The organism is Dendronalium sp. ChiSLP03b (assembly GCF_034531165.2).
GTDB lineage: Bacteria > Cyanobacteriota > Cyanobacteriia > Cyanobacteriales > Nostocaceae > Dendronalium > Dendronalium minutum.
This window is the reverse complement of the sequence record NZ_JAVRBR020000058.1, coordinates 1-19,346: the sequence shown is the minus strand read 5'-3', so window position 1 is coordinate 19,346 and position 19,346 is coordinate 1. Positions and strand designations below refer to the sequence as shown.

Below are 19,346 nucleotides of genomic sequence, written 5' to 3'. Positions count from 1 at the left end.
CAAAGTTAAGAGTGAGGGGTTAGGAGTGAATAAAAATCACAAATCACAACTCGTAACTCATAACTCATAACTCATAACTCATAACTCATAACTTTTATTATGCTGCCGGAACAACAACAGCGGATTTTAGGTTACTTTATTGAAGAAGCACGGGATCACCTGAACACAATTGAACAGGGGTTGCTGAATCTCGAAAGTACCTTGAACGACCCGGAAATGGTTAACGAAGTTTTCCGGGCGGCTCACTCCATTAAAGGAGGGGCGGCAATGCTAGGCCTGAGCAGCATTCAGCATACCTCCCACCGTCTGGAAGATTGTTTCAAAGTTCTCAAAGAGCATCCGGTTAAAATTGACCAAAAGTTAGAGTCTTTATTTCTCGGTGTATCCGACACTCTCAAGTCGTTGTTAGAGCATTTGAGTGGACCCTTTGGTCTATCAGAAGAAGCTGCTAATACTCTGATGTCAGAAGCTGAGCCGGTCTTCAAATGGCTAAATGAGCATCTTGAGCTACTAGTACAACAAGGAATCAGTGGCAGCGATAGTCCTGCACCAGTACAACCACTTCCAGCCGATAGCGTCAGCACTCTCACAGAGCTTTTCCTGCGGCGGGATATTCCTGACCTGGAAGACGACGCTCACAATACTTTCACAGAAATACCTTTCTCTGTAGCATCCCAGGCAGCGCGTTCGCCAGTCACCCCCAGAGAAAATCATGATTGGGCTGAGTTTCAAACCCAAGTGCTACAAGCACTGCGGGAAATGTTGCAACTATTTAAGCAAAAAACCACACCCGAATCTCGGCAAAATCTTCAACAATGCTGTCAGCAGTTGGTCAAACTTGGCGAGACATGGAATTTACCCAATTGGTGTAGTTTATGCGAAGCAGCGGCAAGTGCGATCGCTAATCCCGACAATACCTATCTGACTTTAGCCAAAATCGTCATTACCGAAATTAAACAAGCTCAAGAATTAGTTTTCCAAAGTAGGGAAGCTGAGATTGCAATTAGTCAGCAATTAGAAGGACTCTTGAGCTTTCCAGAAATTGATTTGTTAGAAATAACCACAGATTTACTTGATGAGCGGCTGGCTATCATCACAGAACCAGCACCGACCTTATCTGCAAACATAACAACATACGATCGGGTATTGCCTGACACAACAAATAATTTCGCCAGTGATGCTACTGTTTTGCAACCAACAGACAGTATAACAAGCCTGACAGAACTATCCGAACAACTTAACTTAGACCAGTATACTCAAGGAGTAACAGAAAATAATGTTCCTGCTAATCTCTTCTTTAGTAGTGAAGATGATGCACACTTTAGCAGTAGAAGTAATGACCACCACGGACCAGAGGTAGGATTGGCTGAGTTAAATACACTTGCTGATTTGTTTGAAGGCGAGACTCCCGAACTGGATGAAAACTGGCAACAAGAGGAAGTTCTGGATATTGCTGGTGTCAGTGAATTGGGAATTGAACTCAACGAAAGCGATATTGAGGATGCTGATAGCGAATTAGCAGATTTTCTCTCATTTGATGAAGATACAAGCAGCGATGAGCCTCAAATTAGCCCGACGACAACAGAAGACTTGAATTTGTTATTTGGCGAAAACTTCCTCGAAAAAGAGAATTCTGAACTACAAACTTCAACATCTGCGGCAATTTCTGCTGCTCTCTTAGAGGAATTTGCAGAAATTTCTCACAAATCACAGTTGTCTTCTGTGGAGATTGCTCCCAAGGATGTGGTGGGTGACTTATTAGCAATAGCATTTGATGAAAATGAAGCTTTGTCTCTAGGCAAAGTAACTCAACCAGAAACTGAGATTATTGCTAGCATCGAATTATCTACCAGCCAGCAAAACAGTTTTGATGACTTATTTCAAGAAACTGTAAATGCAGATAGCGTAGAGGAAATTAGCCCACCCCAGCCAGATACCTTGTCTTTAGACAATTTGTTTACCAATCTGGAAGAAAATACAGCATTGCCCACGAACGAGTCAGAAATTAGCGATTTATTTGCTGCATCGCCTGCAACACCAATAGAATTTTCTCAGACAGACGACGATTTGAGCAACTTCTGGAATCAGGGAGCTGAAGCAGAACAACAGTCAGAATTTGACTCTGCATTCGAGCAGGATGTAGCAAGAGCCTTAGAGGAGAGTTTGTTTGCAGCAGCAGCTTCCGGTGAGATTTTTGGCGAAATTCAGCAGTCAACACCATCGCCCACAACAAGTTCTGATATACAAGATTTCGATCTCACTTTCCAGCAGCCACAACCGCCGCTAGATTTGAGCTTACCATCGGATAGTGGGGATGATTTATTTGAAGAGTTAGCAGCAACCAACTCAACAATTTCTCCTACTGTTGATGATAATGACATTTTTTTGCCAGAAATTCGTAGTTTTTCGCAAGAGCCAGAAGCTTTAGATTTTATTCCCGAATTTACCAACCAGCCCCCAGATAACTCTTTTATAGATTCTCCCCAACCCTCTGCTGATTTAGAAATTGAATTGTTCGAGACTCTCGACGCAAATAGCAATGAGAATCCGCAAATTTTATTTGAGGATATAGCCGCTACACAGAATTTAACTGATATTCAGCAGGAAATTATAGAGAATCTGGATGGAGACGATTTATTTGCTACAGAAACTACTTTAGATATAAATATTGGGAACACTTCAGACTTACAAGAATTGCCATCTCACCAAGAGATTTTAGACATTAACATTAACGGTAGCCAAGAAGCGATCGCTGATGTCCCAGAAATTACAGAACTGAATTTAGTAGATGATTTATTTGGTTCTGAAACTGACTATTCAGCAGCAACCTCGATTCAAGACTTTGATACGATCGCTAGCCAAGAAGCAATCGCCGAGATTCCAGAAATTACAGAACTGAGTTTAGTAGATGATTTATTTGGCTCTGAAACTGACCATTCAGCGGCAACCCCAGAAGAGTTAGTCGCCACTAGTGACTTTTCAGACACTCTAAATGTATTAGCAACAGCAGATTTGTCCGAGCTGATGTTAGACATCAGCGAAATCTCTGAGGCTGCACCAGTGATTGAGGAAGAAACTACCGATACCCTTTCTGAATTAGAGATCCCAATCTCTGACCCAGTAGTAACATCTCAACCACATGACACTTGTATCCAAGATGAATTTGCTGATTTAGAAGCATTACTAGAAGAGGAAGTAACACAAAGCACTAATGATAGCTTCATAGCAGAAGATTTTGCCGCCTTGGAAGCATTGCTAGGCGCAGACAACAATGAGGAAGTGGCAGTAGCTAACGATCGCTCATCCTCTACACCTTATGCACAACAATTAAGACCAGCGGCTACAACCCACACTGATAGTAATGCTGTTTCATCACCAGCCATAAAAGATGAATTTAGTGACCTAGAGAAACTACTGGCAGAAGCAGATCAAACCATATCCCACTCAGCATCGGCAAAACAGAATACAGGCAAAATTCCCCGTCCCTCTACTCGCCGAACTGCCAGATTTGAAGAAACGATGAAAGTTCCAGTCAAGCAACTGGACGATATGAGCAATTTGGTTGGAGAGTTAGTAGTCAACCGCAACACCTTAGAGCAGGATCATGAACGGCTGCGACAGTCATTAGATAACTTGCTGATTCAAGTGCAACAACTCTCAGATGTGGGTGCAAGGATGCAAGAGTTGTATGAGCGATCGCTATTAGAAGCTTCTCTGTTAGCTACTCGCAAAACTCAAGAAACTAATATCCCAGTTACGAATTCAGATACAGATAGGGGTTTTAGCGAACTAGAAATGGACCGCTTTACTCCTTTCCATACCCTGTCCCAGGAAATGATTGAACTGATTGTTCGGGTGCGGGAGTCAGCTAGCGACATTGACTTTGTGACTGAAGAAACCGAACGAGTCGCACGGCAGTTCCGCCAAGTGACAACCCAGCTACAAGAAGGACTGACACGCGCCCGAATGGTGCCTTTTTCCCAAGCTATCGATCGCTTGCGGCGAGGAGTGCGCGACAATGCTATTAAGTATGGCAAACAAGTAGAGTTAATCATTGAAGGCGGAGACACCCTAATTGACAAGATGATTTTAGATCATCTTACCGATCCGCTGACTCATATGCTCAACAATGCGATCGCTCACGGCATCGAAACGCCAGAAGTACGGCAAGCAGCCGGTAAACTTCCTGTGGGAGTGATTGCCATCCGTGCCTTTCACCAAGGTAATCAAACTGTCATTTCCGTGGGTGATGACGGTGCTGGTATTGATACCGAGAAGGTCAAGTCTAAGGCAATTAAGATCGGCATGATTACAGCAGAACAAGCAAGAACCATTTCGCGAATGGAAGTTTACGATTTGCTGTTCCAGTCTGGTTTTAGTATCAAAGATAAAGCAGATGAGATTTCTGGTCGCGGTGTCGGGATGGATGTAGTTCGCTCCGAGATTAGTGAAATTCGCGGCATAGTGAACACAGATTCTGCTCTAGGCAAGGGAACCACCTTCACTATTCGCCTGCCATTGACTTTGAGTATTTGCAAAGCTCTATGCTGTGTCTCCGATAAAGCTCGGATTGCATTCCCGATGGATGGTGTGGAAGATACGCTAGATATACATGTCAAAAATATTCAGAATAGCGCCGATGGACAATCATTTATTTCCTGGCGTGATACTGTATTACCATTCCGACCTTTGAAAGACCTTTTAACCTTCAATCGTCATATTAGTCGAGGCGGCGTTTATGGCGGTAATCGTGATGATGACATGATTTCTGTTGTAGTGGTGCGATCGGGAAATACTCTAATTGCCTTACAGATTGACCAAGTACTGAGCGAGCAAGAAATTGTAATTAAGCAATTTGAAGGGCCAGCACCTAAACCCATTGGTGTGGCTGGTGCAACAGTCCTTGGTGATGGTCGAATTATGCCAATCGCTGACGTGCTGGAGATTATTGACATCTTCCAAGGACGGATTAGTAAACATAGTGGTGGTACACCTTGGCAGCAAAAAGGAACTCCTAATGTCCCAGAAACCCCAGCGGTGAAGATCGATCCGACAGTGTTGATTGTCGATGATTCAATTACAGTTCGAGAATTGCTCTCCCTGACGTTTAACAAGGCGGGTTATCGCGTTGAACAGGCGCGTGATGGACAGGAAGCTTGGGATAAACTCCGCTCTGGTCTGCCTTGCGATATTGTCTTCTGTGACATTGAGATGCCCCGTTGCGATGGTCTGGAGTTGCTCTCCCGCATTCAGAAAGACTCCAACCTCAACCACTTACCTATCGCTATGCTCACCTCTCGGGGTGCAGATAAACATAGACAAATGGCAATTCAACTCGGTGCCAGCGGCTATTTTACCAAGCCCTATCTTGAGGAAGCTCTACTCGAAGCCGCCGTGCGGATGTTGAAAGGAGAGAAACTCGTTAATAGCACCAATGCTTAAGGGTTGATTTATTAAGTTATACAAAGAGAGAATGGAAAATTAAAAATTAAAAATGGAAAATTTTTAATTTTTAATTTTCCATCTCGCACACAGGCATCTCTGCGTCAGGTAAAAAGGGAGTAGTGGCGTGTCAAGGCTAAAGTAGTGCAATAGAAAAATTCGATTATGTGTCTAAACTTCAATTTTTCAGAGATTTTTAATGCAACATTTTAGCCTTGCCATGCCAGTAGGGGAAAATATCACTTTTATGAATTAGGCAAACTCAATGTATTCAATAATTGTTCCATCAGGATGCATTGCTCGCATGTTAGCACCTGTAGAAACTTTGTTTGGTTCCGCCAGAATGACTGCACCCTGCGAAGCTAATGCTTCCCGAAAATCATTGAGTGAATCAACGAGAAATGTTGCTTGTGTACTCTTGAATGGAGAAAGTACCTCAGCCGAACCAGCAATTAAAAGAATAGAACCCACACCAGCAAGTTCCAACTCCATTTCGGAATATTGAAACCATAACCAACATTTTTCTGTAAAGAGGTTTTCATAGAAGGCGATCGCATCATCCAAGTCTACTGGATTGAGATAAACTCTAGTTAGTACTTTAATAATTTGCATTGCAACCTTACTGTTAGGTAGCTATTGTATTTTTCGTGCCTGCTAAGCAACAGGATTTCATGATATTTTATATAGTTATATCTTCTAATTAACTATATCTAAACGTTTATTCCATGTGCATATATAAAATAGTTATTTGATCGTATCGTCCTTCTATAGAAACACTCATCATATTCATTTGCTCTAGCGCGATAGTACTCAATTTGTTGTTGAATAATTTTATCTGTCATCATAATAGTTCGTAATACCTTTCTATTTATGGAAATACTACGTGAATGGGAGACCAAAGCGCTACGTAATTCGTAATTAAGTCCTTATTTGGTATTACATGCCTTTTCGTCTGATTACATGAGTAATATCTTGTTATAAATTAATGCAAAACTGTACTTAGATTTAGTCTCACTGCCAGTTCTAATGAAAGAACCCACACGATTATTTAACAATATAATCCTGATGATTACCCTAGTCTGACTGCATTTGAATAAAAAATTCTCAGAACGCTAGGAGTCAATCTTAAAAAATAATTGTAATATATTATACTATTTAAATGTGACAGAACACTTATGGCAAAAGCAGCAAAAAAAGTAAGAAAATAATCGGTAATTTTTTTACTAAAGCTAACTAACTTGATTCGACTACTGCTGAAAAGCTGTTTTAATTTAAAGGAAAGCCTCAAGGTGTACCGTAACCTAAATAACATTAGTGCAAAACAGTCAGTCCCAAGGGCGGTAAAATTGCAACCAAAAGTAAATTTAGAGCAATTGTGGATAGTACGCTGCTTTGCCGCAGTGCTACTCTTCGGTCAAGTCTGGCTGCGTTTAGTTCAAGGAAAAACTTACTACCGGAAGATTCTGGAACATATGGTGACTACTGGGCCCGCTTCTATTTCTCCAGTCCTACTGGTGAATGGTTTTGCAGGTATGATTTTTACCATTCAGACCGCTAGAGAATTAGTAAGATTTGGTGCTGTCAGTACTGTGGGAGGTGCTTTTGCTTTAGCTTATTGCAGAGAATTAGCTCCTATTTTGACCGCTAGTATTATTGCAGGACAAGTAGGTTCTGCTTTTGCGGCAGAAATAGGAGCAATGCGAGTCACAGAGCAAATTGATGCACTTCATATGCTCAAAACCGATCCAATTGATTATTTGGTAGTTCCTAGGGTCATTGCTTGCTCTTTGATGATGCCAATAATGATGATTTTTGCCATACTTGTAGGCATAATTGGGGGAGCATTTGCCGCAGCGCAGTTTTACCAAATTATTCCAGAGATATTTTTAGAATCAGTCAGAAGTTTTTTAGAACCATCAGATTTGTCTATCATTCTGTTGAAAGGGTTTCTGTTCGGAGTGATGGTTGCTGTCATCGGTTGTAGTTGGGGGCTAACTACCAAAGGAGGAGCAAAAGAAGTTGGAGAATCAGCAACAAAAGCAGTTGTTACGACCTGGATCTCGATTTTTATTATGGATTTTGTTCTCGCTTTGGTACTGTTTGAGAAGCCCGTATTGTAAACCCAAGCATTGAATCAAGATTCTGGGGACTGGGAGATAAGGGAAAAAGAGAAAAGGTTAAAAGAATTTCTTTCCTCTTTGCCTCTTACCCCTTACCCTCGCCAGTCTGCCTCATCTCTCGCATCTTCCTCATCTCCCTCATCATTACTCTGTAATTATGCAAGGCAGGCCAGAACCTACTACAATTGCACCCATGCGTAGATAGCTAATTATTTTATTAGTGGGGTTAGTAGCCCTGATCGTGGCTCACGGGATGGCGCTCATCTACCGAATTCAGCCGGGAGTATCTTTATGGTTTCCGCCATTAGGAGTTGCGATCGCCCTCACATTTTGGTTTGGTCCCTATGGTATTGTCCTGACAGGGGTTGCATCGTTACTAATGTCATCGTTTTGGGGGTTGCATGGTTGGGATCGAGTAATTGCTCTAATTGATATCAGCGAACCTTTAGTTGCTTGGTTACTCTATCGTTTTCTCTGGCGGGGTTCGTCAACACTGAATAACCTTAGAAATGCTGCTCTTTTTACCTTAAGTGTACCCTTAGCAGCCTGTGCTACCTTAGCGATGTTTGGTAGTTTGTCTTGGGTAGCGACAGGCCAGATGTCCGCGTCCAAGCTCACTCAAAACATATCTCACTGGTGGTTGGGCAATGCCATAGGAGTAATGGCCATTACTCCTGCTGCTCTATTAGTATTAACTCCTTACTTGCAATCTTGGGGCTGGTTACCTAATTCAGAACCATTAGGTTCATCCAATTGTGTTAGTTTCCAGCCAACCCGTTGTTTCGTAGTGGAGATCGGTGCGATACTGCTCCTTTGTGTAGCCACAGCAATTCTCACCGTTTCGGAAACTGACCAGTCAGGTTTTAAGTTCCAACAGTTATCATTTTTGAGCTTTGTTCCTGTAATGTAGGCTGCAACTCGCTTTGGAGTCACCAGTAGTATGTTAATTTCTAGCTTCTGCGTACTGGTAACATTAGCTATTACTCGTCATCTTACTGAACTGCATGGTGGAGCTGTCAAAGCAGAAAGTTTCGGAGAAGGAATGGGAGCAACATTTACAGTTCGATTGCCGTTGATGCCTAATCTCCCTCAGACTGTCAAAAACAGCGTGAAACAGCAGAATTGCCGGAGTTTAGAAAGTCTGTGCATCCTTATTGTAGATGATGATAGAGATACGGGTGAGTTTCTTTATTTCATGCTCAAGCAATTTGGAGCAGCCGTAACTGCTGTCGCATCCGCAGGAGAAGCCTTGGAAGTCATTGCCAAATCCAAAACCAATTTACTGTTAAGTGATATTGGGATGCCGGGAATAGATGGTTACATGCTGATGCGTCTAATTCATGCTATGCCGCCAGAACAAGGAGGACGGCTTCCCGCGATCGCAATAACTGCTTATGCTGGAGAGATGAACCAAAAACAGGCATTGGCAGCTGGGTATCAGCTGCACTTAGTTAAGCCTGTTGAACCAGAAGTATTGTTAAAGGCAATAACGCAAGTTTTAGCGCACCCAGTTTACAACTGAATAATTTGGCGTTGCTGAATGAAGGGATGAATTGATTTATGTAGGTACAATTTGATACTTTAAGTAACAAAGTAATAGTTTAATTGAGTACCTCAGCATTATTTCTGATTTGGAATAGTATAAAGTTTTGCGGTGAAGGCGTGCAAGATAATGACGTAACCGAGTATTTTCATTTTCCACTCTTGTCATATATTACCCCTTCGCTTTCCGTTTTTGCGAATTTCTGTAGCTCCGCAGTATGGACATTGCATAGTAGATGATCTTAATTCCTCCCTCTATTATGCAACACCCTTTGAAATTATGACGCGATCGCTCATCAGTTTATGTTTGCTGCTGTAGTGGAAAATGTTGTGTAAAAAGTGTATGGCGATGGCATAAACTAATTACTATCGAATGCAAATTATTTTGTAGCAGGTCGAGTGTCAACTCGCTCGCTGAGTTCTCGAAATTGTTGGTTTAATTCCCTCTGTCGTTTGAGTAAAATTTCCAAATCTTCCTTTGTTGCCAAATCCTCCTTATTAGCGGGAATAAGTTGATTGAGCTGATTTAGGCATGTATTCAAGCCAGCAGTAAATTCATAGCGCGTGACTGGGCGCGAGCCTTCATATATGTCATCAGGATACCCAGATAGGCAACCTGACTGGGGAACTGTGTTGCGCCCATCGCTTGGTGTTTGTGACAGAGTTTTTGATGGATAGAAAATAATTGTTGCCAGTGCCAAGCTAGTTATAATGGTGGCTGAATTTAGTAAGCCAGCAATTGATGACATCTTAAATATTGGTCGCAGCTAAAAACCATTTACTCCCTCACTTTACCAAATTACAGTAGAATTCATAAGTCAGAATTAAGAAGTAAAACAGGCTTTATGCCTAGCTACCAGACTTAGCTTGTGTACTTCACGCTATTTTAAATATTCTGTAAGATTCTGTTTTCAAACTTAAGCTTAACTCTTCAAGTAGATGAGAAAAGGAATTAGAAATGTATATACTGCAATTATCAAGCAATGAATATATAAGCTCCTAGTTGAAGACCTACTAGGAGCTTTTTCTTAATTTATTATCATTTAAATTGTGTAATATGTCACAAGAAGTAACAGCAATTCATCCTAAAGGCTATAAATAATTGATTCTGTTGGTAGAGTGAATATCAGTGTTGAGATTGTTATTCTATATTTGTCAGGTAAAAACGTTTATCAAATCAACAACAATGAATATTCTTGCTTGGATTGTTTTAGGTCTAATTGCTGGTGCTATTGCGAAGGCTATCTACCCCGGTCATCAAGGCGGCGGAATCTTAGGAACAATCTTGTTAGGGATTATCGGTGCTTTCATTGGTGGCAGTCTGGGTGTATTCTTCAGTACAGGAACCTTTGCACTAGCGGCTCCAACTCTTAGCATAACCGGGATTATAGTAGCAGTTCTTGGTGCAATTGTCGCAGTTTTCTTGTGGAACTTGCTAAATCGCAGTAGTGCTGTGTAATAAATTCAATTTTACTCAATTACATAGTAAACCTCAGGGAATTCATTTAACTATATTTTCTCCCTGAATTTAAATGAAAGAATAGCGCCTGCCTGTATTTAGGTGGGCGCTAATATTATTTTGATAAATCGATTTTTTAGAAATGTTCTATCTCTTGACTCACTACTACACGTCTACGCATTCTTGGCGGAGCGCAATTAAGATACTTTTGGTTGATACCATAAGGTCAGCTTTAACCCAGAGTAATAGCAAGTCCCACCGCTAATTTCTAATTCGTGGTCAGTTATCCAATCATAAATTTTTGCAGCTTTTGCCAATGCCACCTTTTGTGAGTGGTACAGCCGAGGAGTTGGGCAGAAAGCTTCGCCATTGATGTGTACAGCTGCAATCTGCCAGTAGTCGCTGCCTTCACCTTCCGGCATCACTTCTAAAAAGCCGCTACTGTAAGGCTCGATTATTCCTATGTTCATCTGCAAGCGAATCGAACTCTAAAAATATACTACAGTATCACATGCGATCGCCCAGCTTTGCTCTGACTACAAACTAAATACACCCTTATACCAATTCACTAAAATTATGAAACAGATGTAAACCCTGAAAGCCTTGCTGCATCTAAGTTTTTTAATTGCAAATTGCGAATTTTGAATTGGTATTATACCTAACTGCAACGGAGTTTCTAAACTTCGCCTACCTTGAGAACTGTAGTTTTTTGCCAAGATACTGAGATTGCTTCCTTACGTCGCAATGACGCATCTGAATTATGTCAACTCCAAGTTTCAACATGGAGGAAGTTTAGATTCTGGAAAAAGTCTGCTTAATTAAACCTATTACTAGCCAACTTCGTTCCACACCTTTTACAAAACCCAGCATCAGCATCATGGAAAGCCAAACCGCAACCCGAACAAACTGTTTCTACCTGATTGGCATTTTTTACCAATCGCTTAATTAGATCGCCCACTTGCCAAGGAATTAGGGCTACACCTGTCAAAATCATCAACACTGTCAGCAGGCGACCTAATTCAGAAATTGGTGTTAAATCGCCAAATCCTACCGTTGTCATTGTGACAACAGAGAAGTAAAATGCATCCAAAAAAGTATTGTAAACTTGAGAATTAACCGGATGCTCAACTTGATAAATTAAGCCAGAGTAGACAAAGATAATTGCAAATAAAGTAAATAATATCCTTAAAAAAATTACACTATCTTCGCTACTGATACTTTCAAATAAAAATCTCTTATCTATAAACCTAAGTAAGCGCAAAATTCTAAACCAACGCAGTATGCGGATAAAGCTGATATCCACTACTCCTATGAAAAATGGCAAAATCGCCATTAAGTCAATAATTGCATAAAAACTAAAAATATATTTAATTTTATTTTCTGCACTCCATAGGCGAATCACATACTCTACTGCAAAAATTATCAAAATAGTAGTATCAATAAGATCCAACTGAAACCTAACAGCATCAGGAATATTATAAGTTTGGGCAACAAAAATTCCTGATGATAGCAGTACCAGTCCAGCAATAATTAAATTAATCGCTTTACCTACTGGTGTTTCTAAGTCTGTTAAGTAAAATTCTGTTTGTTCTCTGCTCAATAGCATATTTCCCTATTAGTAATTTAAATATACTTGCAGAAGTAACATTGGCAATACGATATTATTAACCATTATCCTTTTTACCTCCCAGATGAATATGAATCAAGAATATTTTATGCGCTTAGCACTAGCGGAAGCAAAAAAAGGTGATGCACCTTATGGTGCAGTAATTGTTAAAGATGACGAAGTTGTTGCCGTCGCCTATAATACCGTCACAAGAAACAACGATCCATCAGCCCACGCGGAAATCAATGTCATTCGTAGTTTAACAGCTAAACTTTTAAACCCTTCTTTACAAGGTTATAGCATATATACAACTGGTGAACCCTGTCCCATGTGTGCGGCTGCTTGTATTTGGACAGGTATATCAGAAATTGTATATGCTGTTTCAATTCAAGATTTAATCTCGGTAAATCAATCACAGATTAATATTACTTGCGAAGAGATTATAGCCAAATCCTTTAGAAATATCAAAGTGACTAAAGGTGTTTTAAAAGAAGAATGTTTAGCATTGTTTAAATAACTTGGATACAATAGAATGTGTATTGACAAATTTTAGAGGTGAAAAACACATAACTACACAAGCAATTTTGGCTCTAAGGTAGATATGGAATACATATAGTTTGGGCTTTTAGTTAGGCTCATTTAAATAAGATATAAAGGTATTTGCAATAATTGCGGCTTGGGTGCGATCGCGTAAATTTAATCTGTTTAAAATATTAGTAACATGATTCTTGACTGTCCCTTCAGAGATGTAGAGTTGCTGGGCAATTTCTCGGTTACTCGCACCTGTGGCAATTAACTGTAAAACCTCTTTTTCTCTAGGAGTGAGTTCAGATAAATTAGGTGGAATAGGTAGTGGCTGAGTAGGTGTACTTGTGGGAAACTGAGTCAAAAGTTTTTTGACTATTCCCGGCCCTAGTTGAGTATATCCTTTGTAAACTGCGCGAATGGCAACCGCTAACTCTTCTGATGGCGTATCTTTCAATAAATAACCCATCGCCCCATTCTGTAATGCTGCTGTTACATATTCATCATTATCAAAAGTCGTTAGCACTAAAACTTTAATTCCCACAAAACGCTTTTGAATTTCTCGTGTTGCTGCGACTCCATCCATGATGGGCATTCTGATATCCATCAATATCACATCTGGCTGCAATTTTGCAACCAAGTTAACCGCTTCTTCGCCATTTTCTGCTTCTCCGACAATTTCTAAATCTGGTTCTAGTTCTAATAATGCTTTTAATCCTTGGCGAATTAAACTTTGGTCATCTACAAGCAACACTTTAATCATCTTGTCAACCTTGGTAAGGGGATATCAATTGTAATTTGGCAACCAGAACCAGGAGTGCTATTAATATTAATTTCACCGCCTAATGCTAAAGTGCGATCGCGCATACTTTGTAAACCAAATCCAGTGGTGTTTTGTCTTAAATCAAATCCTCTACCATTATCCTTAATCATTAACCAGAAACTACCTGCGATCGTAATTAATTCTAATTTCACTTCTGTACTATTTGAATGCTTAGAGATATTTGTCAAAGATTCTTGGATAATCCGGTAGACGGCAGTGCTAATTTCTATTGGGAGTGGATAATCAATTTGGAACGTAGAAATCGGTAAAACTCCCGTTGAACGATAAAAATCTTCTAAAAGAATCGTAATTGCCTGTTCTAAAGATTGTTCTTGTAAGGGATGAGAACGCATAGTAGAAACAGATTGACGAACATCTTTTAATGCATTAGAACCAAGTTCTTTTGCTCTGGCTAAAAAGGTTTGAGCTTTGCCTGGATTAGATTGCCACAATTTTAAAGCAGTTTCTAATTGCAGATTTAAAGCAGTTAGAGAGTGTCCTAATGAATCATGAATTTCACGAGCAATGCGGTTACGTTCTTCTAACGTAGCTTGATTTTCAATTCGCATAGCGTATTGACGGAGTTTGTCGTTAGCAACGGCTAGCTTTTCTCGACTCTGCCTTTCCGATAATACGGCATTCATCATCAACAACACAAAAACTAAACTTAAGCCAAATGTTAACGACCAATTCAAACTCAAAAACCGAAAACGTTCTTGTCCCTGTGGTAGCCCTTGATAGTTGAACAATTGATATTTAATTTGTGTAGTCGACAAAGATAAAATAAATGATAAACTGGTAATTACTAAACGCCCAGGTAACTGAAAAATTAGGCAACTGCGGGCAACTAATATGATGTAGAGAAAGGGAAAAGGGCGAGAAAATCTCCCCCCAAAAAATCCAGTTATTAAAATTAATATAATTTGACTTGCTGTGTAGATTACCTTGGTTATTTTATTATTAGTAGGTAATCTTAAACCTATCAACATAAAAATAATCAGGCTATAAATTGCTAGTTCTGGAAATACACCGCAAATTGACCAATCTGGAAATATACTACAAATTGACAGTTCTGGAGGTTTGGGACGAAACCGTGGTAACGGAGATGATATAATTATTGGCAATACAGCGATCGCCAGTAATATCCATTCTAAATAAAGCAGAGACGGAAAAGGATGATTCTTAATTTTAATTGGACGACTCATAAGTCGCTTCGCTCCAGTTATGAGTTAAAAGTTATAATTTAAGAGTTATTAATACTGAGTCAGAAATTAAAAATAAGTATGAGAAAAAACGTTATGTAATTAATAATAAAAATTTTTATAGCTCCTAACTTATAACTCTTGTACAAGTGCAATACCTTGTGCCCTTTAACAATTATCAGTCATATTTACCTAGACTGAATCATGACTTTAGTCATGGTTATATCCATGACTTTCTCCTCATGTGTCTACAAAGTTAAATTTCTATGATGGTGACATCCAACCAGGAAGAAACCACGGGATAAGAAATGAAACTCAAGACATTATCATTGATAGCTGGAGCGATCGCCTTAACATTAACAGCAACCTCCTTTGCTGTTCAAGCAGAAATAGCCTCTTCTTCATCATCACAACTTGCACAAACACAGACACCGAAAAAAGGAAGAAAGGGCCCTTGGCAAAGCTTGGGACTAACAGAAGCACAACAAGCGCAAATACAGCAAATTCAACGTAACAGCCGTACCCAAATTGAGGCAGTTTTTACCCCAGAGCAAAAAGCAAAGATCCAGGCTGCAATGGAAGCGCGTCGAGCTCAGCGACAAGCAGGACAGCGTCCACAGCGAGGTCAACGTCAATGGAAGAATTTTGCTGAATTGAATTTGACTCAAGCACAGAAAGACCAAATACGACAAATTCGGAAATCGTCGAAAAAACAGATGGAAGCAGTATTGACTCCCGAACAACAAGCAAAACTCAAGCAATTCCAAGAGAATGCGAGACAGCGCCGTCAACAACGCCAACAAGGCAATCAAGGCAATCCGTAATCCAGCATCAAAATACGGCATTAAAGTCTAACGCTGAGAATATAACCATTTGAAAGGATATTTCTATTTATTGAAATAAACATGACCATTGGTCTGTCATATCAACTTTGATGCTTGGATAAAGGGTAATGGGCAAAGGGGAAAGACTTCGCCTTGGGTAAGAGGAAAAGAAATTAAACAAAGTTCTTCCCCGTTTCCCTTTAACCTTTCCCCTTTTACTTACTAAAATCCCAAATCCAGATAATGCAACCTCTTACCGCTTCCCCCAATCACACACCTCGCCTACAACAGTTTTTAAATTTAGTCGATCGCATTACTGAAGTACAAGGACAAAATGTCTCCCAAATCGTGGATTGTAGAAAAATTGCGATCGCTGCCTACTGGCACTTTTGGCAGAAATTGGGCAGACTTTCTCGACGAATATAACTTAAAACCCTTTACTACAGGTGCCCGCCGCAAACAACTCCACGATGGTGTTCACGTCCTTACAGGCTATAATACTGACCCCATTGGTGAAGCAGAAGTACAAGCATTTTTATTAGGAGCCAAATTCACACTATCTAATCTTGTTTTAGGTTTAGGACTGTTGCGAATCATTTATAGAAACCTAAATTACCAACAAAAATTTAGCTGGAACAGACTGTGGCAAGCATATCAACGCGGTCGTCACTCCCACTTTAACCCAGATACTTGGCAACCAGAGTTACTGTGGGACTTACCTTCAAATGATGTACGCGCGTTGTTTTCCATAGTCGAGAGTTAATAGACTTCTTGCAGAAGATGGGAAAGGAGATGGAATCTTGTCTCCTTTCCCTTTCCCTTTTTTCCAACAAGATTACAAATATAAAATTGGGCAAACTCCCTAGTAAAAGTTATGAGTTATGAGTTATGAGTTATGAGTTAATCAAAACTCCTAGCTTATTTAGCATGTCTCAAGAATTTGCCATTGGTAGTAAAGTCCGTGTTGTGGCACTACCACCCTACGTCAAAACAGCAGATCCCATGCCCATGTTACGTCCCCCAGATGTAATTCACCTTGGCGAAGAGGGTATAGTTATTGACCGCCGTCCTGGAGGATATTGGGGTATCCGCTTTGCTAAAGGAACCTTTCTTTTAGATAGCCAATACATCGAAAGCACAGATACACCTCCTGAATCTCACTTAGAGGATAACTCCTGAACAGCAGTTGCTACAACGGACAAGAAGCTTTTTAAAAAGCCCCCATTAGGGGGCGAGAGTTTTGTATAGCGGCTGCTCGGTTATTGCACCAAAATTTTATGGCTTAAAATACTCACGATCTCACTTGGGTTGGCGGTTGGTAATAGTGAACTCTAGTCTTTAATGTTTGCATAGCCAATCACTTGCAAAAAGTGAATTGTATTAGTAACGGCTTTTGGAGAACCAATCAGTAAATGTTTAATAGGCTCTCTTTTGGGAGATGGGTTTTCAGGAGATTGATTGAGGATGGGTGTATCTAAGTCTTCACCACGCAAGTACTGCTCTAACTCTAATTAAACAGATTTTTGATTATCTAAGAACTTTTGTAGTTGTCATCATTGTATGTGTTTCCTGATATTGGGGGTTACATAAAGGCGATCGCCCCATTCCGCCAAGAAGATGCGATCGCCTTTATCATATCTTAATATTAATGTATAATTTTATACTTAAAATTACAAATTTTAAAGCAGAATTCAGGTGTCAAATAGATTTACTACACGAACAATTCCTTTTCAGCCTGAAGCCAATGTTCTACAGACTTGCCATCCGGATAACCCGTTTGTTGCCAGATTTCATAAGCTTTCAAACGGATTTTATTTTCATCTGGACGGTTACTGAGAAAATATTCGCAGGAATTAGTAGTGAAATTATAGGGAGCTTCTCCAAAAAAATCTTGACGGCCCAAAATTTCATCTGTAAAACGATGACAATTTTGTTTGATCGGGCAATTTTTTCCTGGACACATAGTAACATCGTAAGGCATATATTTTTCCTCGGTCAGTCTGAGTTTTCTTACAGTCTCAAGAACAGAAATATTATCCCGTTTCTTTGGCTTCAAATTCTGAAGAAGATTAATCGCCTCATCTGTTAGTCAGCAAAAGCGCGATCGCACTCAATTGTTTTACTAATTGCTGAATGATATCAGAATCCTATTTGATTTTTGCAAAGCCAACATGCCATCATTAAACTTCTGTTTTCTTGCAGTCCACGATACATAGCTTGTTCGCTTAGGCACTCTAGCTGAACAGGATTTTACAGACAATCCTAATTGCTTAATTAAATTGCGGCAGTTTGGTGAATGATTTGGGTAAAGTAGAGAAAAGTTTTAGCCCCAACTGTGCAGGAGATGGAGTACCTTTACCTCTCCAGACACGAAAGCTCCAAGGGATTCGCCATTGTCCAATGTACACCAACCTGTCAAGTGGGAAATAATTTGGCAATCGACAGATGGCTACCAAAATAAGACATTCACATCAGCTCCAGTCCACCCTGATAACCTGTAACAATGCGACTACCATCCTTGAGGATGTGAACTTCTATTTGGTCGCTAGCCCAAGTAATTTGCTCTGCGAAGGCTGGGTTCAAGACACGAACCTGTTGATTACTAGAAGAAACGGGGGAGTTAGGAGAGTTAATTGCCAAAGACTGGACAAAAGGCCCATCAATCAAAATATCTAGTTGTTCTAATAATGCTTGGGAATCTGGTGGGGCAGAGTTTGACTGTAGTTGCTTTAAGGTGAATCCCGTAAAAGACATTACATTTAAACCAGCAGCTTTTACCTTGCGAGCCAGAGATGCTAATGCAGATGCCTGCCAAAATGGTTCTCCACCAGAGAAGGTCACCCCTGTATTGCGAGGTTTACTGAGGATCTTCTCAGCGAGAGTGTCAACAGAAATCAGTTGGTTGAGATCGAATGACCAGGACTCAGGATTAAAGCAGCCAGGACATTCACGCGGACAACCCTGTACCCAAACGACAGCACGACAACCAGGGCCATTCACCTCTGACTCATCAACGTAACCCATGATATTCAAATAGCCAGGGGGAATTTCTGTGAGTTCTGGCGATGGGTTTGGTGGCTTAGTTTCCATCTATCTGTTTCCTCTTAACCGTTACATATTAAATCAATTGTCGCTAGAGGCTGATTGTCTTGCTGCAATTGATTTAACGAAATAGCATCTAGGTAGACAGGAAACTGATAGAGTAGATGTCAAGCGATCGCCTGCTTTGTAGTGAGGGTGCGTAGTTTGTTTTGCTTTCTTGCCATTGTTGGTTACGGTTCGTTTCGTCAATATTACCCTTTGGTAGTGATGGAGAAGATGCCTCAGATGAGGAACTTTCTACAGTGGCTTGAGCCATCCATCGATTCTCCAAAGGTAAAGGATTGGCAAAGGAGGCTTGAGCAATTAGTAATATTGAGGCGATCGACAAGACAAGAGTTAAAAACTAAGATTTCAACATAATAGATTTTTTCCCATTGTCATCAGCAAGGTTTTATCTTCAATCTAAGTGATTTAGAAATCAAATCAACTATGTGAAAATAAATCAACACAACCTTGCATGAGACAAAGGAAAGAAAGCATTTTCATCCGTACTGAATATAGCAATCCGACTTTAATACAGATTGTCGCGATTCCTTGCTGAGGATTAAATGAAACACCTATCTTTCTTTTGTCACTCCGGGAAGAGTAAAATCATAAAAGAGGACTGAAAGCCAGGAGGGGAGGATGACACAGCCAAGAAGCCCCAAACCAAGCATCAAATTTGTAGATGAATATTGTGCAATCTACAAAAATATCTTTCC

The 19,346-nt window shown here is 40.2% G+C and carries 19 protein-coding genes and 1 pseudogene; 9 read left to right on the top strand and 11 right to left on the bottom strand.

Features of this window, described 5'->3' with window-relative positions; all coding sequences use genetic code 11:
* Window positions 1-99: 99 nt before the first annotated feature.
* Window positions 100-5,442 (top strand): response regulator, encoded by a 5,343-nt coding sequence (locus RMY31_RS14765; RefSeq protein ID WP_409877960.1) that lies wholly within the window; start codon window positions 100-102, stop codon window positions 5,440-5,442.
* 252 nt (window positions 5,443-5,694) lie between these two features.
* Here the strand turns inward: RMY31_RS14765 and RMY31_RS14760 are convergent, their stop codons facing one another.
* Window positions 5,695-6,054, bottom strand: a complete 360-nt coding sequence (locus tag RMY31_RS14760; RefSeq protein ID WP_322665725.1) for a VOC family protein — start codon at window positions 6,052-6,054, stop codon at window positions 5,695-5,697.
* A 734-nt stretch (window positions 6,055-6,788) separates the two neighbouring features.
* Here RMY31_RS14760 and RMY31_RS14755 point away from each other — a divergent pair.
* The 3 genes from RMY31_RS14755 to RMY31_RS14745 all read left to right on the top strand — a co-directional run bounded on the left by RMY31_RS14755 (window position 6,789) and on the right by RMY31_RS14745 (window position 9,084).
* Window positions 6,789-7,562: an MlaE family lipid ABC transporter permease subunit gene (locus tag RMY31_RS14755; RefSeq protein WP_322665744.1), complete on the top strand. Its 774-nt coding sequence runs from the start codon at window positions 6,789-6,791 to the stop codon at window positions 7,560-7,562.
* Window positions 7,563-7,782: 220 nt separating this feature from the next.
* Entirely contained in the window at window positions 7,783-8,472 is a 690-nt protein-coding gene (locus RMY31_RS14750) for an MASE1 domain-containing protein (protein WP_322665723.1), read from the top strand.
* Between the two features lie 30 nt (window positions 8,473-8,502).
* A complete protein-coding gene (locus RMY31_RS14745) occupies window positions 8,503-9,084 on the top strand; it encodes a response regulator (RefSeq protein ID WP_322665721.1) in 582 nt (193 codons plus the stop codon).
* 36 nt (window positions 9,085-9,120) lie between these two features.
* Here RMY31_RS14745 and RMY31_RS14740 read toward each other — a convergent pair.
* Window positions 9,121-9,276, bottom strand: a pseudogene (locus tag RMY31_RS14740) (IS1 family transposase); the annotation flags it as partial.
* A gap of 208 nt (window positions 9,277-9,484) precedes the next feature.
* Window positions 9,485-9,853 (bottom strand): S-layer homology domain-containing protein, encoded by a 369-nt coding sequence (locus RMY31_RS14735; RefSeq protein ID WP_322665719.1) that lies wholly within the window; start codon window positions 9,851-9,853, stop codon window positions 9,485-9,487.
* Window positions 9,854-10,290: 437 nt separating this feature from the next.
* On the opposite strand from RMY31_RS14735, the gene RMY31_RS14730 reads away from it, so the two are divergent.
* Window positions 10,291-10,563, top strand: coding sequence for a GlsB/YeaQ/YmgE family stress response membrane protein (locus RMY31_RS14730; RefSeq protein WP_322665717.1), 273 nt, complete (start codon window positions 10,291-10,293; stop codon window positions 10,561-10,563).
* Window positions 10,564-10,760: 197 nt separating this feature from the next.
* Here RMY31_RS14730 and RMY31_RS14725 read toward each other — a convergent pair whose 3' ends face one another.
* Both RMY31_RS14725 and RMY31_RS14720 read right to left on the bottom strand, forming a co-directional pair.
* Window positions 10,761-11,033, bottom strand: a complete 273-nt coding sequence (locus RMY31_RS14725) for a hypothetical protein (protein WP_322665715.1) — start codon at window positions 11,031-11,033, stop codon at window positions 10,761-10,763.
* A gap of 344 nt (window positions 11,034-11,377) precedes the next feature.
* Window positions 11,378-12,169, bottom strand: a complete 792-nt coding sequence (locus tag RMY31_RS14720) for a potassium channel family protein (protein ID WP_322665713.1) — start codon at window positions 12,167-12,169, stop codon at window positions 11,378-11,380.
* A gap of 91 nt (window positions 12,170-12,260) precedes the next feature.
* Between RMY31_RS14720 and RMY31_RS14715 the strand changes: the two genes are divergently transcribed.
* Window positions 12,261-12,686 carry a nucleoside deaminase gene (locus RMY31_RS14715; protein WP_322665711.1) on the top strand — a complete coding sequence of 142 codons (426 nt, stop codon included), beginning with the start codon at window positions 12,261-12,263 and terminating at the stop codon, window positions 12,684-12,686.
* 108 nt (window positions 12,687-12,794) lie between these two features.
* Here the strand turns inward: RMY31_RS14715 and RMY31_RS14710 are convergent, their stop codons facing one another.
* Window positions 12,795-13,457 (bottom strand): response regulator, encoded by a 663-nt coding sequence (locus tag RMY31_RS14710; RefSeq protein WP_322665707.1) that lies wholly within the window; start codon window positions 13,455-13,457, stop codon window positions 12,795-12,797.
* Window positions 13,454-14,722, bottom strand: coding sequence for a sensor histidine kinase (locus tag RMY31_RS14705; protein ID WP_322665705.1), 1,269 nt, complete (start codon window positions 14,720-14,722; stop codon window positions 13,454-13,456). The genes RMY31_RS14710 and RMY31_RS14705 overlap by 4 nt, the downstream gene beginning before the upstream one ends.
* Window positions 14,723-15,027: 305 nt before the next feature.
* On the opposite strand from RMY31_RS14705, the gene RMY31_RS14700 reads away from it, so the two are divergent.
* The 3 genes from RMY31_RS14700 to sipA all read left to right on the top strand — a co-directional run bounded on the left by RMY31_RS14700 (window position 15,028) and on the right by sipA (window position 16,722).
* Window positions 15,028-15,543, top strand: coding sequence for a P pilus assembly/Cpx signaling pathway, periplasmic inhibitor/zinc-resistance associated protein (locus RMY31_RS14700; protein ID WP_322665703.1), 516 nt, complete (start codon window positions 15,028-15,030; stop codon window positions 15,541-15,543).
* 334 nt (window positions 15,544-15,877) lie between these two features.
* Entirely contained in the window at window positions 15,878-16,306 is a 429-nt protein-coding gene (locus RMY31_RS14695; protein WP_322665701.1) for a Coq4 family protein, read from the top strand.
* 164 nt (window positions 16,307-16,470) lie between these two features.
* On the top strand, window positions 16,471-16,722 hold the full coding sequence (gene sipA, locus RMY31_RS14690; RefSeq protein WP_322665742.1) for a regulatory protein SipA: 252 nt from the start codon (window positions 16,471-16,473) through the stop codon (window positions 16,720-16,722).
* A gap of 152 nt (window positions 16,723-16,874) precedes the next feature.
* On the opposite strand, the gene RMY31_RS14685 is transcribed toward sipA, so the two are convergent.
* The 4 genes from RMY31_RS14685 to RMY31_RS14670 form a co-directional block, all read right to left on the bottom strand.
* A complete protein-coding gene (locus RMY31_RS14685) occupies window positions 16,875-17,036 on the bottom strand; it encodes a hypothetical protein (RefSeq protein WP_322665699.1) in 162 nt (53 codons plus the stop codon).
* A 218-nt stretch (window positions 17,037-17,254) separates the two neighbouring features.
* Window positions 17,255-17,524: a DUF2934 domain-containing protein gene (locus tag RMY31_RS14680; RefSeq protein ID WP_322665697.1), complete on the bottom strand. Its 270-nt coding sequence runs from the start codon at window positions 17,522-17,524 to the stop codon at window positions 17,255-17,257.
* Window positions 17,525-18,009: 485 nt separating this feature from the next.
* A complete protein-coding gene (locus tag RMY31_RS14675) occupies window positions 18,010-18,633 on the bottom strand; it encodes a 4Fe-4S single cluster domain-containing protein (RefSeq protein ID WP_322665695.1) in 624 nt (207 codons plus the stop codon).
* An 88-nt stretch (window positions 18,634-18,721) separates the two neighbouring features.
* Window positions 18,722-18,973, bottom strand: a complete 252-nt coding sequence (locus RMY31_RS14670) for a hypothetical protein (protein WP_409877959.1) — start codon at window positions 18,971-18,973, stop codon at window positions 18,722-18,724.
* Window positions 18,974-19,346: the final 373 nt, after the last annotated feature.

Bases quoted from the DNA above. Each gene is read 5' to 3' on its own strand.
- RMY31_RS14765 (WP_409877960.1), top strand. From the start codon at position 100: ATGCTGCCGGAACAACAACAGCGGATTTTAGGTTACTTTATTGAAGAA.
- RMY31_RS14760 (WP_322665725.1), bottom strand. From the start codon at position 6,054: ATGCAAATTATTAAAGTACTAACTAGAGTTTATCTCAATCCAGTAGAC.
- RMY31_RS14745 (WP_322665721.1), top strand. From the start codon at position 8,503: ATGTTAATTTCTAGCTTCTGCGTACTGGTAACATTAGCTATTACTCGT.
- RMY31_RS14735 (WP_322665719.1), bottom strand. From the start codon at position 9,853: ATGTCATCAATTGCTGGCTTACTAAATTCAGCCACCATTATAACTAGC.
- RMY31_RS14730 (WP_322665717.1), top strand. From the start codon at position 10,291: ATGAATATTCTTGCTTGGATTGTTTTAGGTCTAATTGCTGGTGCTATT.
- RMY31_RS14725 (WP_322665715.1), bottom strand. From the start codon at position 11,033: ATGAACATAGGAATAATCGAGCCTTACAGTAGCGGCTTTTTAGAAGTG.
- RMY31_RS14720 (WP_322665713.1), bottom strand. From the start codon at position 12,169: ATGCTATTGAGCAGAGAACAAACAGAATTTTACTTAACAGACTTAGAA.
- RMY31_RS14715 (WP_322665711.1), top strand. From the start codon at position 12,261: ATGAATCAAGAATATTTTATGCGCTTAGCACTAGCGGAAGCAAAAAAA.
- RMY31_RS14710 (WP_322665707.1), bottom strand. From the start codon at position 13,457: ATGATTAAAGTGTTGCTTGTAGATGACCAAAGTTTAATTCGCCAAGGA.
- RMY31_RS14705 (WP_322665705.1), bottom strand. From the start codon at position 14,722: ATGAGTCGTCCAATTAAAATTAAGAATCATCCTTTTCCGTCTCTGCTT.
- RMY31_RS14700 (WP_322665703.1), top strand. From the start codon at position 15,028: ATGAAACTCAAGACATTATCATTGATAGCTGGAGCGATCGCCTTAACA.
- RMY31_RS14695 (WP_322665701.1), top strand. From the start codon at position 15,878: ATGTCTCCCAAATCGTGGATTGTAGAAAAATTGCGATCGCTGCCTACT.
- sipA (WP_322665742.1), top strand. From the start codon at position 16,471: ATGTCTCAAGAATTTGCCATTGGTAGTAAAGTCCGTGTTGTGGCACTA.
- RMY31_RS14680 (WP_322665697.1), bottom strand. From the start codon at position 17,524: ATGCCTTACGATGTTACTATGTGTCCAGGAAAAAATTGCCCGATCAAA.
- RMY31_RS14675 (WP_322665695.1), bottom strand. From the start codon at position 18,633: ATGGAAACTAAGCCACCAAACCCATCGCCAGAACTCACAGAAATTCCC.